This window comes from Pandoraea pneumonica, from assembly GCF_902459645.1.
In the GTDB taxonomy this organism is placed as follows: Bacteria; Pseudomonadota; Gammaproteobacteria; order Burkholderiales; family Burkholderiaceae; genus Pandoraea; species Pandoraea pneumonica.
This window is the reverse complement of the sequence record NZ_CABPSK010000004.1, coordinates 1-16,301: the sequence shown is the minus strand read 5'-3', so window position 1 is coordinate 16,301 and position 16,301 is coordinate 1. Positions and strand designations below refer to the sequence as shown.

The following is a 16,301-nucleotide window of genomic DNA, read 5'->3' as shown; positions in this document are numbered from 1 at the left end:
TTTTAGCAATACGGGACAATTTCAAAATGAAAGTTTTCTACGACAAAGACGCCGACCTCTCCCTCATCAAGGGCAAGCAAGTCACGATCATCGGTTACGGCTCGCAAGGCCATGCCCACGCACAGAACCTGAAGGACAGCGGCGTGAACGTGACGGTCGGTCTGCGCAAGAACGGCGCTTCGTGGAATAAGGCGGTCAACGCCGGCCTGAACACGCAAGAAGTGGCAGAAGCCGTGAAGTCGGCTGACATCGTCATGATGCTGCTGCCGGACGAGCAAATCGGCGACGTGTACAAGAACGAAGTGCACGAAAACATCAAGCAAGGCGCTGCCCTGGCTTTCGCCCACGGCTTCAACGTTCACTACGGCTGCGTGATCCCGCGCGCTGACCTGGACGTCATCATGATCGCCCCGAAGGCCCCGGGCCACACGGTGCGCTCGACGTACTCGGCCGGTGGCGGCGTGCCGCACCTGATCGCCGTGGCGCAAGACAAGTCGGGCGCCGCTCGCGACATCGCCTTGTCGTACGCTGCTGCCAACGGCGGCGGCCGTGCCGGCATCATCGAAACGAACTTCCGTGAAGAAACGGAAACCGACCTGTTCGGCGAACAAGCCGTGCTGTGCGGCGGTACCGTCGAGCTGATCAAGGCCGGTTTCGAAACGCTGGTGGAAGCCGGCTACGCGCCGGAAATGGCTTACTTCGAGTGCCTGCACGAACTCAAGCTGATCGTCGACCTGATCTATGAAGGCGGCATCGCCAACATGAACTACTCGATCTCGAACAACGCCGAATACGGCGAGTACGTCACCGGCCCGCGCGTCGTGACCGAAGAGACGAAGAAGGCCATGAAGCAGTGCCTGACCGACATCCAGACCGGCGAATACGCCAAGTCGTTCATTCTGGAAAACAAGGCCGGCGCCCCGACCCTGATCTCGCGCCGCCGTATCACGGCCGAGCACCAGATCGAGCAAGTTGGCGGCAAGCTGCGCGCAATGATGCCGTGGATCGCCAAGAACAAGCTGGTCGACCAGTCGAAGAACTAAGCACGACGTCAGTCGCCGCAGTTCAAAGCAGTACTAGCCGTCCGCCCCGCCGTGGCTTTCGCCGCGGTTCGGCGGGCGGCTTTTTTTGTGACGCCGGCATGTCAGATGGCGAAAAAGTGTCGTCACGGCGCGCGCATTGCTACAATGCCGCCACGCCACGGTTTGGCCCGAAGCAGGCCGACCCGCTCACTCAACCGTTTTCCCAAGGACGCGAGTCAATCGCATGAATTATCCTCACCCGATCATCGCCCGCGAGGGCTGGCCCTTCCTGGGCATTGCCGTCGCCGTCGCGCTTGTCGTGCACTTTCTGGCAGGCGTGTTGTGGGCCGCGCCGTTCTGGGTGATCGCCCTGTTCGTGCTGCAATTCTTCCGCGATCCGCCGCGTCAGGTGCCGCAACAGGCAGGCGCCGTGCTCTCGCCGGCCGACGGCCGCATCGTCGCCATCGAAACCACGCAGGACCCCTATGCAGGCCGTGAAGCGCTCAAGATCAGCGTTTTCATGAACGTTTTCAATGTTCACTCGAATCGTGCCCCTGTTGACGGCACGGTGACCAAGGTGGAATATTTCCCGGGTCGTTTCTTCAACGCCGATCTCGACAAAGCATCGCTGGAGAACGAGCGCAATGCGCTGGTGATCGACGTGGGCGGTCAGATCGTCACGAGCGTGCAGGTCGCGGGCCTCATCGCGCGCCGTATTCTGTGCTACGTGAAGCCGGGCGAGACGCTCACGCGCGGTCAGCGTTATGGCTTCATCCGTTTCGGTTCGCGTGTCGACGTGTACCTGCCGCTGGGCTCGCGTCCGCGCGTGACCATCGGCGAAAAGGTGTCGGCGACCACGACGATCCTCGCCGATCTGTAATCGGCACGGCTTGACCCAAGTCAGGCCGCGCGCGGTGGCGCCAAGCAACGTTGTGCATGAAAGTTGCCAAATGTTGTGCGTCACGGTGCCGCGGTCTGCAACTGCTTTCGCTTCTTGCGTTCCAATAGCGGTGATCCGTCGCGGGCTCGGCCCGCAGCACCACGCATCGTCAAGGAGGTTCAGATGCCGGAAAACCATCGCGGCCGCTTGCGCAACAATGTCCGACACCTTTCACCGTTCGGCCGTCACAAAAACGCTTCCGCAGACCCATCGATGAACGAAGAACACGAACACGCCGCCGAAGACGAGCTGCCGGTTCGCCCGCGCAGCCGCGGTATTTACCTGCTGCCCAACGCCTTTACGACGGCGGCGCTGTTCTGTGGCTTCTTTGCCATCGTGCAGGCCATGAACGACCGCTTCGAGCAGGCGGCCATCGCCATTTTCTTCGCCATGGTGCTCGACGGCATGGACGGGCGCGTCGCCCGCATGACCAATACGCAGAGCGCGTTTGGCGAGCAATACGATTCGCTTTCCGACATGACGTCGTTCGGCGTGGCGCCGGCGCTGGTCATGTACGAGTGGATTCTTCACGAAATCGGCAAGTGGGGCTGGCTTGCGGCGTTTGTTTATGTGGCAGGCGCGGCGTTGCGTCTGGCGCGCTTCAATACGAACATCGGCGTGGTCGACAAGCGATTCTTCCAAGGGCTGGCCAGCCCGGCGGCGGCGGCGCTCATTGCCGGGTTCGTCTGGATCACGATCGACAACAAGCTGCCGGTGAACGTGTTTTGGATGCCTTGGGTGGCTTTCGGGCTGACGATCTACGCCGGGATGTCGATGGTCTCGAACGCGCCGTTCTACAGCGGCAAAGCGCTCGATGTGCGTCAGCGCGTGTCGTTCGGCGTGGTGCTGCTGTTCATGGTCGGCTTCATTCTCGTGTCGTCCGACCCGCCGCTGGTGCTTTTCGGCATGTTCTGCCTGTACAGCATTTCGGGCTACGTGCTGTGGGCAATTCGCTTCGTGAAAGGCCGTCGGCAACGGATTTTCGGCGAAGTGGACGAGTAATCAGGTCAACACAAGGGGCGTCTCGGTACGCCCCTTGTCACATCCACCTGTCAGTGTTGTCAGGTGACCCTGTGCCGCGATGCTGTAGTCTTGCGGTTGCAGGCTCCGAAGTACCCCCCCGTCGGCGCGGGTGTGCCGTGGTGAAGCAGGCCGGTCCCGGCGCCGTTTCCGTTGTTCTACGTGACGAAGGAGAAATCATGGGCATTCTGGACTTCGTGAAAGAAGCCGGTCAGGCGTTGTTGGGCAGCAAGGCAGAAGCCGCTGAACCGCCGCCGCCGGGCCCCGATGCGGACGCCGCGAACCGTACGGCCGCCGAGGCCATCGAGAACTACATCAAAACGCAGAATCTGGACGCGACCGGGCTGACCGTGACGTTCGACGGCGCGTCGCGCACGGTGACAGTGTTCGGCGTGGCGCCGGATCAGGCGACCAAGGAAAAGATTCTGCTGTGCTGCGGCAACGTGAAGGGCGTGGCGCAGGTCGACGACAAGATGTCCGTGTCGACGGCCTCGGCCGAGGCGACCTATCACACGGTGAAGTCGGGTGACACGCTGTCGGCCATTGCGAAGGAGGTTTATGGCAATGCCAATAAGTACAACGCCATCTTCGAAGCCAACCAGCCGATGCTCACCAGCCCGGACAAAATCTACCCGGGGCAGGTGCTGCGCATTCCACCGGCTTGATGTGCCGACGTGCCTGGTGCTGAAGGGTCGGGTTGAGCGGCATTAGCGGCGCTGAGCGCACAAACGCGGGGCGAATCTCTCTGATTCGTCCCGCGTTTTTCTTTGCATGCGGCCGATTACTTTGGATGGGTGGCCCTCACGCGATACCCGAACCGGGAGAGGATGCCCGCTTCCCCGGTGGCCATATCGATCGTATTCAGAACGTCTTGCGGTGTTTCCGCGTGTTGAAACCCGAGCAATTTCGCGCGCCCCCAGGGGTTGAGCAACAACGTGGTCTCACGACGCTCGAACACGGTATTGGCAAAATCCGCTTCCGACAGGAACGCCTGCTTGTCCTCGCTGATCATGCCTTTGAAGGCCGATATGTGTTTGGTATAGAGGACTGCCACATGGCCGCTGTCACTGTCTGTGAACGTGATCATGGACAATCGTTTGCGCGAGACTCCTTCGTCAAGCAGATATTGAAACAGTATCTCGGAGTTTTCTTGGCAGTAGGCTTCCGAGCCCCGGTGTGCTTCGTAGTAGTTGGTCGTGATCCTGGCGGCGCTTTCCTGACGGCTTTCGAGGCTTGAGGTGCGCCCGGAGGATTCGAGTTCTTCGACGATGCTGTTGCGCGCCTCGAAAATCGAATAGTCGGTCATATGTCGTCGATCGGGCCGATTGCTGCGGAGCAGGGACAGTTTGCCGAGGTTGCGAAACGCCCGTCTTATTCTGCCGGCCAGCTGCGGTCTGGCCGCCAGCAACGGAAAGGACGACGTGACGATTCGGAACCCATCCATGCTGTCCTTCGGCATCAGTTCGCTGGCGGGCGGTGCCAGCCTGTTCGACGCCGTCCTGCCCGATGCAGGCCCGTCCGACGCGGGCTCGTTTGACGCTCGCCTGTCCGATGGCGGGGGAGCCGCCCGCATTTGCTTGCTCGTGGCGCCGCCGCCGCCATTGAGGCTCAATTTGGGGTACGCCCGCCACTGTGCCGTTGCCGGTTCGAATTGCACCGGCACGTCGTGCAGCCCGCCGCGGGTATAGACGGACCATCCGTTCCGAGCGCTGCGATGCACCTGGTAATAGCCGCCGTCGCCTTTTATCCATGTTTTCCCGCCATGGTGAATCAGCCCCTCGGCGTTGGGTGCTGGCAGCGATTCGGTGGGTGTCGCGACATGCTCGCGGAGCCAATGCTCATCGATGATCGGGCGCGTTTCGGTGGGCAACGCACCTTGCCGCAGGTCCGGCGGCACGGGCGGCTCGGGCACCGACGCTGGTTCGCGCAGGGGTGCAAGATCGGCCGACGCCTCGACGCGCGACGGCCTGCCAATGGCTCGCAAATCAAGGGCGAGTAGCGCTGCGTTGGTCTGCTCGGCCGTGAATGGCTTTCCGTCCAGCATGTCGGCCAACGACGCCATCCCGCCCGCCAAATTGCGCGAGAGCATGATGCGCGGATGTAACGATGTCGCGACGTCGACCCACTGTCCGGCGATGTCCGCCATTTTCTTCTGTCGCGAAGGCAGGCCCTTCCCGTGGGCGGCAAAATGCAAATCGTCGGCAACTTCCGCGAGCGAGGCGAATGGGCGGCGGCTGCTACCCAGGATTCGCAATACCTTCGATGCGGAATAGTTTCGGTTGATGCTCACGTTGCCGCCGATCCACTCGACTCGCACGTCGTCTCGTGAGAGAGGAGAGGCTGGCGCGTCAATCGGCGGGTTCATCGCTGGCGGCACGCGTCTTTTACTGACGTTGTGCGGTTTGTTACCTCGCGCCGCGGCACTGGGCTGAGTACGCGGCAGGGGCTTGGCCTTGGTCTCGATCAATGCCCGCTGCGGGCCAGCACCCTGAAATGCGCTCGCCAGCCCTGGTTGCGGTGCGATGGGTGCGAGTAACGCGCCATTTCCCACAGGCGCATGAATGGAATGGGGCGGCGCGCTTGCCATCAACGACGTGGTATTGCCCATGCAGAGTCCTCTCGGTTGGCGCCCCGTGCGCCGCTATCCGAATTCCGCCCGGAAAGGGGGAGCCAGGCGCTGTCGTGGCGGGGCGAGCCATGCTCTCCGAACCCTTGGCAGCGGGCTACAACGTTTGTGTCGACGCCTACGGTTTTCGAGCCGGAATTACGCGGCTTCCGGTGCCCCCCGCGTCGTTGCGAAATCACCCGATTGCGACTATATTGGCGCACATGATTTCAGGCGCCGCCCGGGCTTTGGGCCTCCCTTCCGCACCGCTTTCGCCACGCCGCTCGCGCCACCTGCTGATTGCCGGGCCGACAACGGTTGTGCGCGTCGCGCGCTAAACCCCTTCGGTCGTTGCCCCCGAGCGCAGGCTTTCCAAAGCGGATACCCAAAGCAAGGCTTCCCAAGCCGACCCGGTAAGTGACTCGGCCCACGGGCAAGCCGCAACAAGACACCAAGAACAAACCGAACTCTACGAGATCCCCACAGGAGAAAGTCATGGCTGACAAGTTGATCATTTTCGATACGACCTTGCGCGACGGCGAACAGTCGCCTGGCGCATCGATGACGCGCGACGAGAAGATTCGTATCGCCCGTCAACTGGAGCGTCTGCGCGTGGACGTCATCGAAGCGGGCTTCGCCGCCAGCTCGAATGGCGACTTCGAGTCGATCAAAGCCATCGCGGGCATCGTCAAGGACAGCACGGTGTGCTCGCTGGCCCGCGCCAACGACCGCGATATTGCCCGCGCCGCCGAGGCGCTCAAGGGGGCTAACTCTTCGCGTATCCACACGTTCATCGCCACTTCGCCGCTGCACATGGAGAAGAAGCTGCGCATGACGCCGGATCAGGTGTTCGAGCAGGCGAAGCTGGCCGTGCGCTTTGCGCGTCAGTTCACCGACAACATCGAGTTCTCGCCGGAAGACGGCAGCCGCTCGGATCTGGACTTCCTGTGCCGAGTGCTCGAAGCCGTGATCGACGAAGGCGCGACGACGATCAACGTGGCCGATACGGTCGGCTACGGTGTGCCGGAACTCTACGGTCAGCTGGTGCGTACGTTGCGCGAGCGAGTGCCGAACTCGGACAAGGCTGTCTGGTCGGTGCACTGCCATAACGACTTGGGCATGGCCGTGGCGAACTCGCTGGCGGGTGTGCAGTTGGGCGGTGCGCGTCAGATCGAGTGCACGATCAACGGTCTGGGCGAGCGCGCGGGCAATACATCGCTCGAAGAAGTGGTGATGGCGCTCAAGACGCGCAAAGACTACTTCGGGCTGGAACTGGGCATCGACACGACGCAAATCGTGCCGGCCTCGAAGCTGGTGTCGCAAATTACCGGTTTCAACGTGCAGCCGAACAAGGCCGTCGTCGGCGCGAACGCCTTTGCGCACGCGTCGGGCATTCACCAGGATGGCGTGTTGAAGGCCCGCGACACCTACGAGATCATGCGCGCGGAAGACGTGGGCTGGACCGCGAACAAGATCGTGCTGGGCAAGCTGTCGGGCCGCAATGCGTTCAAGCAACGCTTGCAAGAGCTGGGCATCGAGATGGAATCGGAGCAGGACGTGAATGCGGCGTTCGCCCGCTTCAAGGAACTGGCCGATCAGAAGTCGGAAATCTTCGACGAAGACATTCTGGCGATCGTCTCGAACGAAGCGGCCGCTGAAGGTGGCGAGCACTTCTATCTGGTGTCGATGGCGCAGCACTCGGAGACGGGCGAGCGCCCGAGCGCACGTGTGGTGTTCACCGCGCAGGGCAAGGAATTGGTGGGCGAAGCCGAGGGCAACGGCCCGGTCGACGCGGTGCTCAATGCCATCGAGTCGCAAGTGCAAAGCGGTGCCGAGCAACTGCTGTACTCGGTCAACGCCATTACGACGGGCACGCAGTCGCAGGGTGAAGTGACCGTGCGTCTGTCGAAGACCGGCCGTATCGTGAACGGCGTGGGCACCGATCCGGATATCGTTGCCGCGTCGGCCAAGGCGTACCTCTCGGCGCTCAACAAGCTGTATTCGAAGGCCGAGAAGCTCAATCCGCAATTGACGCCGTAAGGCCGCCGGGTAGCGGGCGGGCTGGCAGGCAGACGCGGCATTCGCTGCCGACATGTCGACCGGCTGCCGCGTTCTGGCATCGCAAAGCCGCCGCTTTCATCTCGAAGGTGGCGGCTTTGTCGTTTCTGGCGGCGCAATTGCGGCTTGACTCGTCCCTTGGGGCCGGGCTGAACATGACGTCATCCCACAGATGAAGGAGCGATAAATGGCGTCTTCCGATCGAAATCTCACGGCGTCCGAGGCGGCGCAGCAACTTGGCGTGTCGGGTAAGGCGCTGCGTCTGTATGAGCTGCACGGGTTGTTGGCGCCGGGGCGCACCGCTGCCGGTTATCGGCAATACGGCGTACAGGACATGGCGAGAGCCGGGGAAGTGGTGGCTCTGCGTGCGCTGGGTCTGAGCCTTGCACAAGTCAAGTCGGTGCTGGACGGCAATCGCGACGCACTGGCGCAGGCGCTTGAGTCGCACGAAGCGGTGCTCTTGCGTGATACCGCAACCCGCATGCAGCAGATCGCTCGCGTGCGCGCCCTGCGTGCAGAGCTTCGTGAAGGGCGAATGCCCGCGACGGGGGCTCTGACGCAGTTGTTGCGGAATGAACCTCGCCATGCCTCCGATTCAGCCTCGTTGAATGTCGGCTTTGCCCTGCCGTGGCCGTGGGGCGGCGAGTGGTTCGAATTGAAAGACGTGCGTCCGCTTAATTTCCTGACTGGGCCGTTGGGCAGCGGTAAGACGCGATTGGCGATGCAATTGGCCGAGTCGATACCGGGGGCCGTGTTCGTTGGACTCGGCCGCGCAACGCAGGCCTCGGCATCGCCGCCACCCGTTGCGGCAGACGCCGCCCGTATTGCGCGGGCCACGGCGTGGATTGTGGAGGAGGGGGGGCAAGCGAGTCCCGATCTGTACGCGCTGCTCATGGCGCTGGAAGTTGACGGCACTTACGAAACAGGCGCGGTGAGCCGGGAGGGCGGGGCGGGTGGTGTGAATGGCGCGAGCAGTGCGAGTAACGCGCATGTGGCCCCCGTCGTGGTTGTCGACATGGTCGAGCAGGGCTTGGACCAGGCGACGCAGGAAGCACTGATTCGTTTCCTGCGCCATCGCGCTGCACGTTCGTCGCAGCGACTCATCCTCATGACGCGCTCCGTGCACATCCTCGATCTGAGCGCCGTCGGTCCGGACGAGACGCTGATCCTCTGCCCGGCGAATCACGAACCCCCTTTCTGCGTTGCCCCGTATCCCGGCGCGCGCGGGTACGAGGCGCTCGCTTCGTGCCTGGCGTCGAGCGACGTGCGGGCGCGCACGCAGGGCATGATCGCGTGGCGGGCCCCTGCGGCGTGAGCGAGCGACGGCAGGGTTAGCGGAACGTGAGGTTTGGCGTCTTGTGCCCGGCGGCCCAAGCTCGCGACGCAGCGAGCAGTGCAACGCCAAGCAGCACAGTGTCTTTGACCAAGAATCCAAAGGCGCTGCCACCGGCGTTCGGTGTCGTCACGATGAACGATACGGTGACGACCAACGCCAGCGCAACGCCAAGACTGCCAGCCAAGCTGACACGCCAGTCTCTTCGCCAAAGCATGGCAAGCGCCGAAACGATCTCGATGGTGCCGACCAGATTCGACACGCCTTGCACGCTGAGCACGTGATACAGCCAGCCGAGCAGCGGGCTGTTGCTGACTAATGGATAAATGGCCTGAGCTTCAACGCTCGTGAACTTGTAGGCGCCGTATCCCAGAAAGACGCCAGCGACGCTGTATATCGCGAGCGCACCTGCGGCGCGTTCGAGCCGGGCAGGCGTGAATAAAACAGTTTGGGTATGCACGCAGACTTCTCCTGTGCAGAGGAATCGGATGCGGCAACCGCCAACGCCGGTTGCCGCCAACGACGCAAGGGGCCATGCGGCAAGCAGGGCGTCACGATGCGTGACACCCCGACGCCGCTTAGCTGCCCCGATACACGCGATTCAGAAAGCCTGCGTCCAAGTCTCGAAACTTCGGTCGATCCATTTCCATGGCGGCCATGTTCTGCTTTGCGGGCATGGCATTCGCGCCAGTGCTGGCGGCGCTGGTGCGCGACGCGTTGTTCAGCGCGTCCATCAGGTTCGCCGGGTAACGTGTGTTGTCCTGTGCGGACGAATAGCCAGCGTCGTGGAGTTGCTTGAGTTCCGCTTTGACCTCCGCGCGGGTGAGCGCCGAGTGGCTCGAAGCGACAGCAGTGTTGGCGGCAATCATGCCAATGGCTGCGAAGGAAGTGGCGAGGGCAAGTTTGCGGATTTTCATGGTGTCTCTCCGGTTGATGAAAGGGAGCACCGCGCAGCGCATTCACTGGCGATGGCACCGTTTAGTCGGACCAGCGAGCCGGATATGACAGATCGCGCGAAAAAATTTCAAAGATCGCTGTTGGTGTTGCCGTCGTTGCTGTCGATGGCGCGCCCGCTGACGATGCGCGCTATCGAGCGTAGTGCGTGAACCTGTTGCCGATAGGCGCGGCAACCATCGCACGCGCTCAGGTGCAGGCGCAGTCGGACCGATTCGACAAGGGTCAGGCGGCGCTCGAGGGCATCGGAGATCGTTCGCGTCATGGTGCGGCACTTACCCAGTGGCATCGGCGCTCTCCAAGCCTTTGGTCGACAGACACGTGCGCAAGCGCAGGCGGGCGCGGTACAGCAACACGCTGCAATGATTCGCGTTGAGCTCGAGTTCGCCGCAGATTTCTGCCATCTCCATGTCGAGCAATTCGCGCATGGCGAACACGCGCCCGATGGCCTCGGGAAGTTCGTTCAGACACCAATCGAACATCGTCCAAAACTGCTGCCGGGCAACGATGGCTTCGGGGCGCGGCCACGGCTTCGGGCGGGCGTGTTCGGCCCAGTGGCCGTTGTCCCCAAAGAGCTCGCGGTCGAACACCGATTCGCCGTTAGCGTCTGCACCATCGGGGGTTTCGAGCGACGATGCGTTGACCGTGCGTCGGCGCGCGCGCATGGTGTCGATCAACTTGTTGCGCAAGATAGCGAAGACCCACGTCTTGTGCTGCGCGCGGCCAGCGAATTCGTGCGACTGCGCGTATGCCGCCACGAGCGAGTCCTGCACCGCGTCTTCGGCGAGGTGGTCGTCGCGCAGTTGCAACTTGGCAAAGCGCAAGAGGTCGTGGCGGAGTTGGGAGAGGTATGTCTGATCGAGTGCCTGATCGAGTTCGAGGGGGCGGGTAATGAAGCGTCTCCTTTGGTCAGAACATGTTGTTGTCGCGCTTCTCGTGCAGCGGGTCGGGGCTGATTTGCGTGGTCTTCACGACGCCATCCGGGTCGAAGTAGAAGTTCATCATCGAGAACCACACGTCGTCCTGCTTGAAGCGGTAAGTCCAGACTTCGCGCTTCATCAACGGGAAGGCCGACGTTTCGACCGGCTCGCCGAAGTGATGCAGCACGTCGGTCTTGGTCCACTTGTCGACTTCGACTTTGTTGAACTCTTGTGTGGACAAGACTTGCGTGGCCTTGAGCATCCGGCCCTGCGCGTCGAAGTCCACGGCCACCGTCTCTTCGCCGAATGGCTTGGTGGGATAGAGCCAGCGCGTCACACCCGGGGCGAGCGGGTAGACCTCTTTGGGCTTGCCAAGCTGCATTTGAACGTCGGCCTGCGATGTGCTCGGCGGCAACGTCTGCCAGGGCGCGGTGTAGCAGGCGGCGAGCGACAGGGTGAGGGCACCGGTCACGAGCACTCTGGAAATCGGGATCATGGATAGCCTCGTATTCACGCGGAAATACCGCACAGCGGCACGACATAAGCATACCGCCGTGTGACGCATCGTGGGGTGACTCGGCTTGCCGGGGCCGGACCGGGCAGTTATGATTCGCGCCGAGAGAGTTACTGGGGCCTCGATGAAATTTCACGTCTTGCTGGCGCGCGTATTGCCGCGTTCATTGTCGCGCTCGTGGTCGCGTTCACTGCCGCGCTGGATCGCGCTTGGTCTGCTGGCCGCCACCGGTCTTGCGCAGGCCGCACCGCCGATTCGCCTGGCGCTCATCGAAGGGATGAGCGGGCCGTTCGGGAATGCGGGCGCTATGGTCGAGCGCAATTTGCGCTTCGCGATCGAGCGCGTGAACGCCCGTGGCGGCGTGAAATTGCGTGATGGCGCGCACCCGTTGGAACTCACCGTTTTTGATAGCAAAGGGGCGGTCGAAGACAGCCTGGTGCAACTCAAAGCGGCCGGCGATTTGGGAATTCCCTTTGTCTTGCAGGGCAATAGCTCGGCCGTGGCATCGGCATTGATCGACGCGATCAACAAGCGCAACGCCCGTGAGCCGGGTCAGCGCATGCTGTTCTTCAATTACTCGGCGGTGGATACCGCGCTCACCAACGAGCAGTGCAGCTTCTGGCATTTCGCCTTCGACGCCAATGCCGCCATGCGTATGCAGGCGCTGACCGAGGCGATCAAGGAAGACCCGAGCATTCAGAAGGTCTATTTGCTCAATCAGGACTACAGCTTTGGCCGACAGGTCGCTGGGCTGGCGCGCCAGATGATCGGCGTGAAGCGTCCCGACGTGCAGATCGTGGGCGAGCAGTTCAGCCCGGTGGGCCGCGTGAAGGATTTCACACCGTATCTCGCGCGCATTCGTGCTGCCGGGGCCGATACGGTCGTGACGGGGAGCTGGGGCAACGACCTCACGCTGCTGGTGAAGGCCGCCCGCGAGCAGGGCATGGAACTCAAGTTCTATACGTTTTACGGCAACGCGCTGGGCGCACCGGCCGCGCTGGGCGACGCTGGGGTGGGGCGCGTTTATGCCGTGGCTGAGTGGCACCCGAATGTGGGCGGTGAGGCGTCGGATGCGTTCTATAAGGCCTTCCGCGCCCGGTATCCGGAAGCGCGCGACGACTATCCGCTGCTGCGCATGAGCGTGATGATCGACATGATTGCGTCGGCGCTCGAGCAGGCTGGCACGACCGACGTGACGACGGTGGGCCGCGCGCTGGAAAATCGCCGTATTCGCGAGGCACCGGCCGATGCGTGGATGCGCCCGAACGATCACCAGATGATCGAGCCGTTGTATGTGTCGGTGATGCGTCGCGCGGGTGAGCCGGGCGTGAAGTTCGATAACGAGGGCTCGGGCTACGGCTTCAAGACGGTGATGGAGCTTCCGGCCAATAAGGTGGCGCTGCCGAGTACCTGCCGGATGGCTCGCCAGCGTTGATTGCGGTGGATTGAGGGCGTACGGGCGGGGTTGGATTGGTGCGATTTTCGAGACAATCGGCAGATTTTGGGCGGATTGTACGGGGCGTTTTCAGGGTTTTGACCCCGAAATCGGGGTCTCAGGCCCGCCTGATGGGGCGCAGCATGGAAAATTGTGGCGGCCCGATGGCAATTCCCGTATAATCGCGCACTTGCAGTTTTTGTTTGTGCGCGGCGATGTCGCGCATGTTTTTGTAAGTTCACGGCACGGCCATTCTTCCGTGACCGCGTGTATATCCAAGGAAAGCAAATGTCGAACGCAGATATCAAGAAGTCGGACGTCGTGGCGCAATTCGCCCGCACGGCCAATGACACCGGGTCCCCCGAAGTGCAAGTTGCGCTGCTCACCACGCGCATCAACGAACTGACCCCGCACTTCAAGGCCCACATGAAGGATCACCACAGCCGCCGCGGTCTGCTGCGCATGGTGAGCCGTCGCCGCAAGCTGCTCGATTACCTCAAGGGCAAGGATGCGGACCGCTACCGCGCCCTGATCGAGAAGCTGGGCCTGCGTAAGTAAGCGATTACGATTACGACGAGATGCCTGTATCAGCGTGCTGATGCAGGCATTTTGTTTTTGGGCGACGCCTGAAGAGCCTCATTTCGATGCTTTTCCGGCCGCCAAGCCCGGTCCTCGCACCGGGTTCCCGAGTTACGGGGCCTCGTCGGCAAGCAGGGCTTGTGTCATTCCAGGGTCGCATCAGAGAGCTGCACGGCAACGCGCCGAGCAACGCTGGAATGGCATAACACTCCCCCCTGTGCGGCGTCGGGACCACCCCGGCAGCGATATCGCGCCGCTGCTGCATTCGCGCGATTCGATAAAGGAGTGCAAATGTTCAATAAAGTGTCCAAGGAATTCCAGTGGGGCCAAAATAAGGTTCGCATGGAGACGGGTGAGATCGCCCGTCAAGCGTCGGGCGCTGTGCTCGTCGACATGGACGACACCGTTGTGCTGGCTACGGTTGTGGGCGCAAAGAACGCCAAGCCGGGTCAAGACTTCTTCCCGCTGACCGTCGATTACCTCGAAAAAACCTACGCCGCCGGCAAGATCCCGGGTGGCTTCTTCAAGCGCGAAGGCCGTCCGTCGGAAAACGAAACGCTGACGTCGCGCCTGATCGATCGTCCGATTCGCCCGCTGTTCCCGGAAGGCTTCTACAACGAAGTGCAAGTGGTCGTGCAAGTCGTTTCGCTGAACCCGGAAGTGCCGGCTGACATTCCGGCCCTGATCGGTGCTTCGGCTGCGCTGGCCATCTCGGGTCTGCCGTTCAACGGCCCGGTCGGTGCTGCCCGCGTTGCCTACGTCGACAGCCAATACGTGCTGAACCCGTCGCGTGAACAAATCGCCAAGTCGCAACTGGATCTGGTTGTCGCCGGTACGGAACAAGCCGTGCTGATGGTGGAATCGGAAGCCAAGGAACTGCCGGAAGACGTGATGCTGGGCGCAGTGGTGTTCGGTCACGAACAACTGCAAACGGCTATCAACGCCATTCATGACCTCGTGCGCGATGGCGGCAAGGCTGAGTGGGACTGGACGCCGGCTGGCAAGAACGAAGCGCTGATCGCACAAGTGACCGAGCTGGCCGACGCTTCGCTGCGCGCCGCTTACCAAACGCGTGAAAAGCAAGCCCGTACGCAACAACTGCGTGCCGTGAGCAGCGACGTGATCGCTAAGCTGGGTGAAGCCGCTGCCGCTAAGGGCGAAGCTGCCCCGGACGCGATCGAAGTCGGCAACATCCTGTTCGATCTGGAAGCCAAGATCGTGCGTAGCCAGATTCTGGCTGGCGAGCCGCGTATCGACGGCCGCGACACGCGCACCGTGCGTCCGATCTCGATTCGCACCGGCGTGCTGCCGCGTGCGCACGGTTCGGCCCTGTTCACGCGTGGCGAAACGCAGGCACTCGTGGTGGCTACGCTGGGCACCAAGAGCGACGAGCAGATCATCGACGCGCTGCAAGGCGAGTACCGTGATCGCTTCATGCTGCACTACAACTTCCCGCCGTTCTCGACGGGCGAAACGGGTCGCGTGGGTTCGCCCAAGCGTCGCGAAATCGGTCACGGCCGTCTGGCCAAGCGTGCCCTGGTGGCTTGCCTGCCGGGCGCAGACGATTTCGGCTACACCGTGCGTGTAGTGTCGGAAATTACCGAGTCGAACGGTTCGTCGTCGATGGCTTCGGTGTGCGGCGGTAGCCTCGCCATGATGGACGCTGGTGTGCCGCTGACCTCGCCGGTCGCCGGTATCGCCATGGGCCTGATCCTCGAAGGCAACAAGTTTGCCGTGTTGACCGACATTCTCGGCGACGAAGATCACCTGGGCGACATGGACTTCAAGGTGGCAGGTACGTCGAACGGCGTGACCGCACTCCAGATGGACATCAAGATTCAGGGCATCACGAAGGAAATCATGCAAGTGGCGCTGGCGCAAGCCAAGGAAGGCCGTCTGCATATTCTGGAAAAGATGACGGAAGCCCAATCGGGCGTGCGTACGGAGCTGTCGGAATTCGCACCGCGCATGGTCACCATCAAGATCAATCCGGAAAAGATCCGCGACGTGATCGGTAAGGGTGGTTCGGTGATTCGCGCGCTGACCGAAGAAACGGGCACGAGCATCGACATCTCGGACGACGGCGTGGTCACCATCGCCAGCCCGAGCGCTGAAGGCATTGCCGAAGCGAAGCGTCGTATCGAACTGATCACCGTCGAAGTCGAAGTGGGTCAGGTCTACGACGGCACCGTGCTCAAGCTGCTCGAGTTCGGCGCGATCGTCTCGGTGCTGCCGGGCAAGGATGGTCTGCTGCACATCTCGGAAATCCTGAATGAGCGCATCAACAACATCAACGACTACCTGAAGGAAGGCCAGTCGGTGCGTGTGAAGGTGATTCAGCAGGATGACAAGGGCCGTCTGCGTCTGTCGCACAAGGCACTGACCGAAGAAGAGCGCGTTGGCGCTGCGGCAGTGACCAAGCACGAAGGCTAAGTTAGCGGTGCTTTCGGCGGCGTGCGTGCACGCTGCCGCGCTGAAAAGGAAAACGGCGACTCGATTGAGTCGCCGTTTTTCATTTTTCGCACGGATCGGCGAAATAATGCGGAAAAAATGCGAGAGGGGTATTTACAGGAAATGGGTTTGTCATTAGAATCTCATTTCTCTGTTCGGGGGGTATAGCTCAGCTGGGAGAGCGCTTGCATGGCATGCAAGAGGTCAGCGGTTCGATCCCGCTTACCTCCACCACGGATTCCGAAGCTTGATTTTCAGGCGCGTCGAATGAGCAAGATTCTTGCAAAAACGATGCAAAAAACTTGAAAATAAAGCTTCACAAGCGAAGAAATGTTGTTTAGAATAGCGTTCTTCGCGAAATGCAGTAAAGCGAAACAGACAAAGTTTTGACGATTTTGTCCCCTTCGTCTAGAGGCCTAGGACATCACCCTTTCACGGTGAGTACAGGGGTTCGAATCCCCTAGGGGACG

15 protein-coding genes and 2 tRNA genes are annotated in these 16,301 nt (G+C 61.7%); 11 read left to right on the top strand and 6 right to left on the bottom strand.

Translation table 11 applies throughout. The features are described from left to right. Positions 1-26: 26 nt before the first annotated feature. From ilvC to lysM, 4 genes are all read left to right on the top strand, one after another. Complete coding sequence (ilvC, locus tag PPN31114_RS19350) at positions 27-1,043, top strand: ketol-acid reductoisomerase (protein WP_150681174.1); 1,017 nt, start codon at positions 27-29, stop codon at positions 1,041-1,043. Positions 1,044-1,266: 223 nt separating this feature from the next. After that, positions 1,267-1,902: a phosphatidylserine decarboxylase gene (locus tag PPN31114_RS19345; protein ID WP_150681173.1), complete on the top strand. Its 636-nt coding sequence runs from the start codon at positions 1,267-1,269 to the stop codon at positions 1,900-1,902. A gap of 183 nt (positions 1,903-2,085) precedes the next feature. Then, complete coding sequence (locus PPN31114_RS19340; RefSeq protein WP_150681172.1) at positions 2,086-2,964, top strand: CDP-alcohol phosphatidyltransferase family protein; 879 nt, start codon at positions 2,086-2,088, stop codon at positions 2,962-2,964. Between the two features lie 197 nt (positions 2,965-3,161). Continuing rightward, the gene (gene lysM / locus PPN31114_RS19335; protein WP_150681171.1) at positions 3,162-3,647 is read left to right on the top strand and encodes a peptidoglycan-binding protein LysM; all 486 of its coding nucleotides are present in this window, start codon (positions 3,162-3,164) and stop codon (positions 3,645-3,647) included. 116 nt (positions 3,648-3,763) lie between these two features. Here lysM and PPN31114_RS19330 read toward each other — a convergent pair whose 3' ends face one another. Beyond that, on the bottom strand, positions 3,764-5,590 hold the full coding sequence (locus PPN31114_RS19330; protein WP_150681170.1) for a hypothetical protein: 1,827 nt from the start codon (positions 5,588-5,590) through the stop codon (positions 3,764-3,766). A 492-nt stretch (positions 5,591-6,082) separates the two neighbouring features. Between PPN31114_RS19330 and PPN31114_RS19325 the strand changes: the two genes are divergently transcribed. Both PPN31114_RS19325 and PPN31114_RS19320 read left to right on the top strand, forming a co-directional pair. Beyond that, the gene (locus tag PPN31114_RS19325) at positions 6,083-7,627 is read left to right on the top strand and encodes a 2-isopropylmalate synthase (RefSeq protein ID WP_150681169.1); all 1,545 of its coding nucleotides are present in this window, start codon (positions 6,083-6,085) and stop codon (positions 7,625-7,627) included. 205 nt (positions 7,628-7,832) lie between these two features. Then, on the top strand, positions 7,833-8,960 hold the full coding sequence (locus tag PPN31114_RS19320) for a MerR family transcriptional regulator (RefSeq protein WP_150681168.1): 1,128 nt from the start codon (positions 7,833-7,835) through the stop codon (positions 8,958-8,960). A gap of 16 nt (positions 8,961-8,976) precedes the next feature. On the opposite strand, the gene PPN31114_RS19315 is transcribed toward PPN31114_RS19320, so the two are convergent. The 5 genes from PPN31114_RS19315 to PPN31114_RS19295 form a co-directional block, all read right to left on the bottom strand. Then, entirely contained in the window at positions 8,977-9,438 is a 462-nt protein-coding gene (locus tag PPN31114_RS19315; RefSeq protein WP_174988251.1) for a DUF417 family protein, read from the bottom strand. A gap of 118 nt (positions 9,439-9,556) precedes the next feature. After that, complete coding sequence (locus tag PPN31114_RS19310; RefSeq protein WP_174988248.1) at positions 9,557-9,895, bottom strand: DUF4148 domain-containing protein; 339 nt, start codon at positions 9,893-9,895, stop codon at positions 9,557-9,559. Positions 9,896-10,002: 107 nt separating this feature from the next. Continuing rightward, complete coding sequence (locus PPN31114_RS19305) at positions 10,003-10,221, bottom strand: zf-HC2 domain-containing protein (RefSeq protein ID WP_150681165.1); 219 nt, start codon at positions 10,219-10,221, stop codon at positions 10,003-10,005. Continuing rightward, a complete protein-coding gene (locus PPN31114_RS19300; RefSeq protein ID WP_150681164.1) occupies positions 10,208-10,825 on the bottom strand; it encodes a sigma-70 family RNA polymerase sigma factor in 618 nt (205 codons plus the stop codon). Before PPN31114_RS19300 ends, PPN31114_RS19305 begins: the two co-directional genes overlap by 14 nt. 16 nt (positions 10,826-10,841) lie before the next feature. After that, positions 10,842-11,348: a hypothetical protein gene (locus PPN31114_RS19295; protein WP_150681163.1), complete on the bottom strand. Its 507-nt coding sequence runs from the start codon at positions 11,346-11,348 to the stop codon at positions 10,842-10,844. Between the two features lie 142 nt (positions 11,349-11,490). On the opposite strand from PPN31114_RS19295, the gene PPN31114_RS19290 reads away from it, so the two are divergent. The 5 genes from PPN31114_RS19290 (at position 11,491) to PPN31114_RS19270 (ending at position 16,301) form a co-directional block, all read left to right on the top strand. Beyond that, positions 11,491-12,801, top strand: a complete 1,311-nt coding sequence (locus PPN31114_RS19290) for a branched-chain amino acid ABC transporter substrate-binding protein (RefSeq protein ID WP_246182651.1) — start codon at positions 11,491-11,493, stop codon at positions 12,799-12,801. Between the two features lie 288 nt (positions 12,802-13,089). Continuing rightward, positions 13,090-13,359, top strand: coding sequence for a 30S ribosomal protein S15 (gene rpsO, locus PPN31114_RS19285; RefSeq protein WP_023595479.1), 270 nt, complete (start codon positions 13,090-13,092; stop codon positions 13,357-13,359). A gap of 306 nt (positions 13,360-13,665) precedes the next feature. Beyond that, positions 13,666-15,813 (top strand): polyribonucleotide nucleotidyltransferase, encoded by a 2,148-nt coding sequence (pnp, locus tag PPN31114_RS19280; RefSeq protein WP_150681162.1) that lies wholly within the window; start codon positions 13,666-13,668, stop codon positions 15,811-15,813. 176 nt (positions 15,814-15,989) lie between these two features. Beyond that, positions 15,990-16,065, top strand: a tRNA-Ala gene (locus PPN31114_RS19275). Positions 16,066-16,228: 163 nt separating this feature from the next. After that, a tRNA-Glu gene (locus tag PPN31114_RS19270) sits at positions 16,229-16,301 on the top strand.

Excerpts from the sequence above, each read along its gene's own strand:
- ilvC (WP_150681174.1), top strand. The coding sequence starts at position 27 with ATGAAAGTTTTCTACGACAAAGACGCCGACCTCTCCCTCATCAAGGGC.
- PPN31114_RS19345 (WP_150681173.1), top strand. The coding sequence starts at position 1,267 with ATGAATTATCCTCACCCGATCATCGCCCGCGAGGGCTGGCCCTTCCTG.
- PPN31114_RS19340 (WP_150681172.1), top strand. The coding sequence starts at position 2,086 with ATGCCGGAAAACCATCGCGGCCGCTTGCGCAACAATGTCCGACACCTT.
- lysM (WP_150681171.1), top strand. The coding sequence starts at position 3,162 with ATGGGCATTCTGGACTTCGTGAAAGAAGCCGGTCAGGCGTTGTTGGGC.
- PPN31114_RS19330 (WP_150681170.1), bottom strand. The coding sequence starts at position 5,590 with ATGGGCAATACCACGTCGTTGATGGCAAGCGCGCCGCCCCATTCCATT.
- PPN31114_RS19325 (WP_150681169.1), top strand. The coding sequence starts at position 6,083 with ATGGCTGACAAGTTGATCATTTTCGATACGACCTTGCGCGACGGCGAA.
- PPN31114_RS19320 (WP_150681168.1), top strand. The coding sequence starts at position 7,833 with ATGGCGTCTTCCGATCGAAATCTCACGGCGTCCGAGGCGGCGCAGCAA.
- PPN31114_RS19310 (WP_174988248.1), bottom strand. The coding sequence starts at position 9,895 with ATGAAAATCCGCAAACTTGCCCTCGCCACTTCCTTCGCAGCCATTGGC.
- PPN31114_RS19305 (WP_150681165.1), bottom strand. The coding sequence starts at position 10,221 with ATGCCACTGGGTAAGTGCCGCACCATGACGCGAACGATCTCCGATGCC.
- PPN31114_RS19295 (WP_150681163.1), bottom strand. The coding sequence starts at position 11,348 with ATGATCCCGATTTCCAGAGTGCTCGTGACCGGTGCCCTCACCCTGTCG.
- PPN31114_RS19290 (WP_246182651.1), top strand. The coding sequence starts at position 11,491 with ATGAAATTTCACGTCTTGCTGGCGCGCGTATTGCCGCGTTCATTGTCG.
- rpsO (WP_023595479.1), top strand. The coding sequence starts at position 13,090 with ATGTCGAACGCAGATATCAAGAAGTCGGACGTCGTGGCGCAATTCGCC.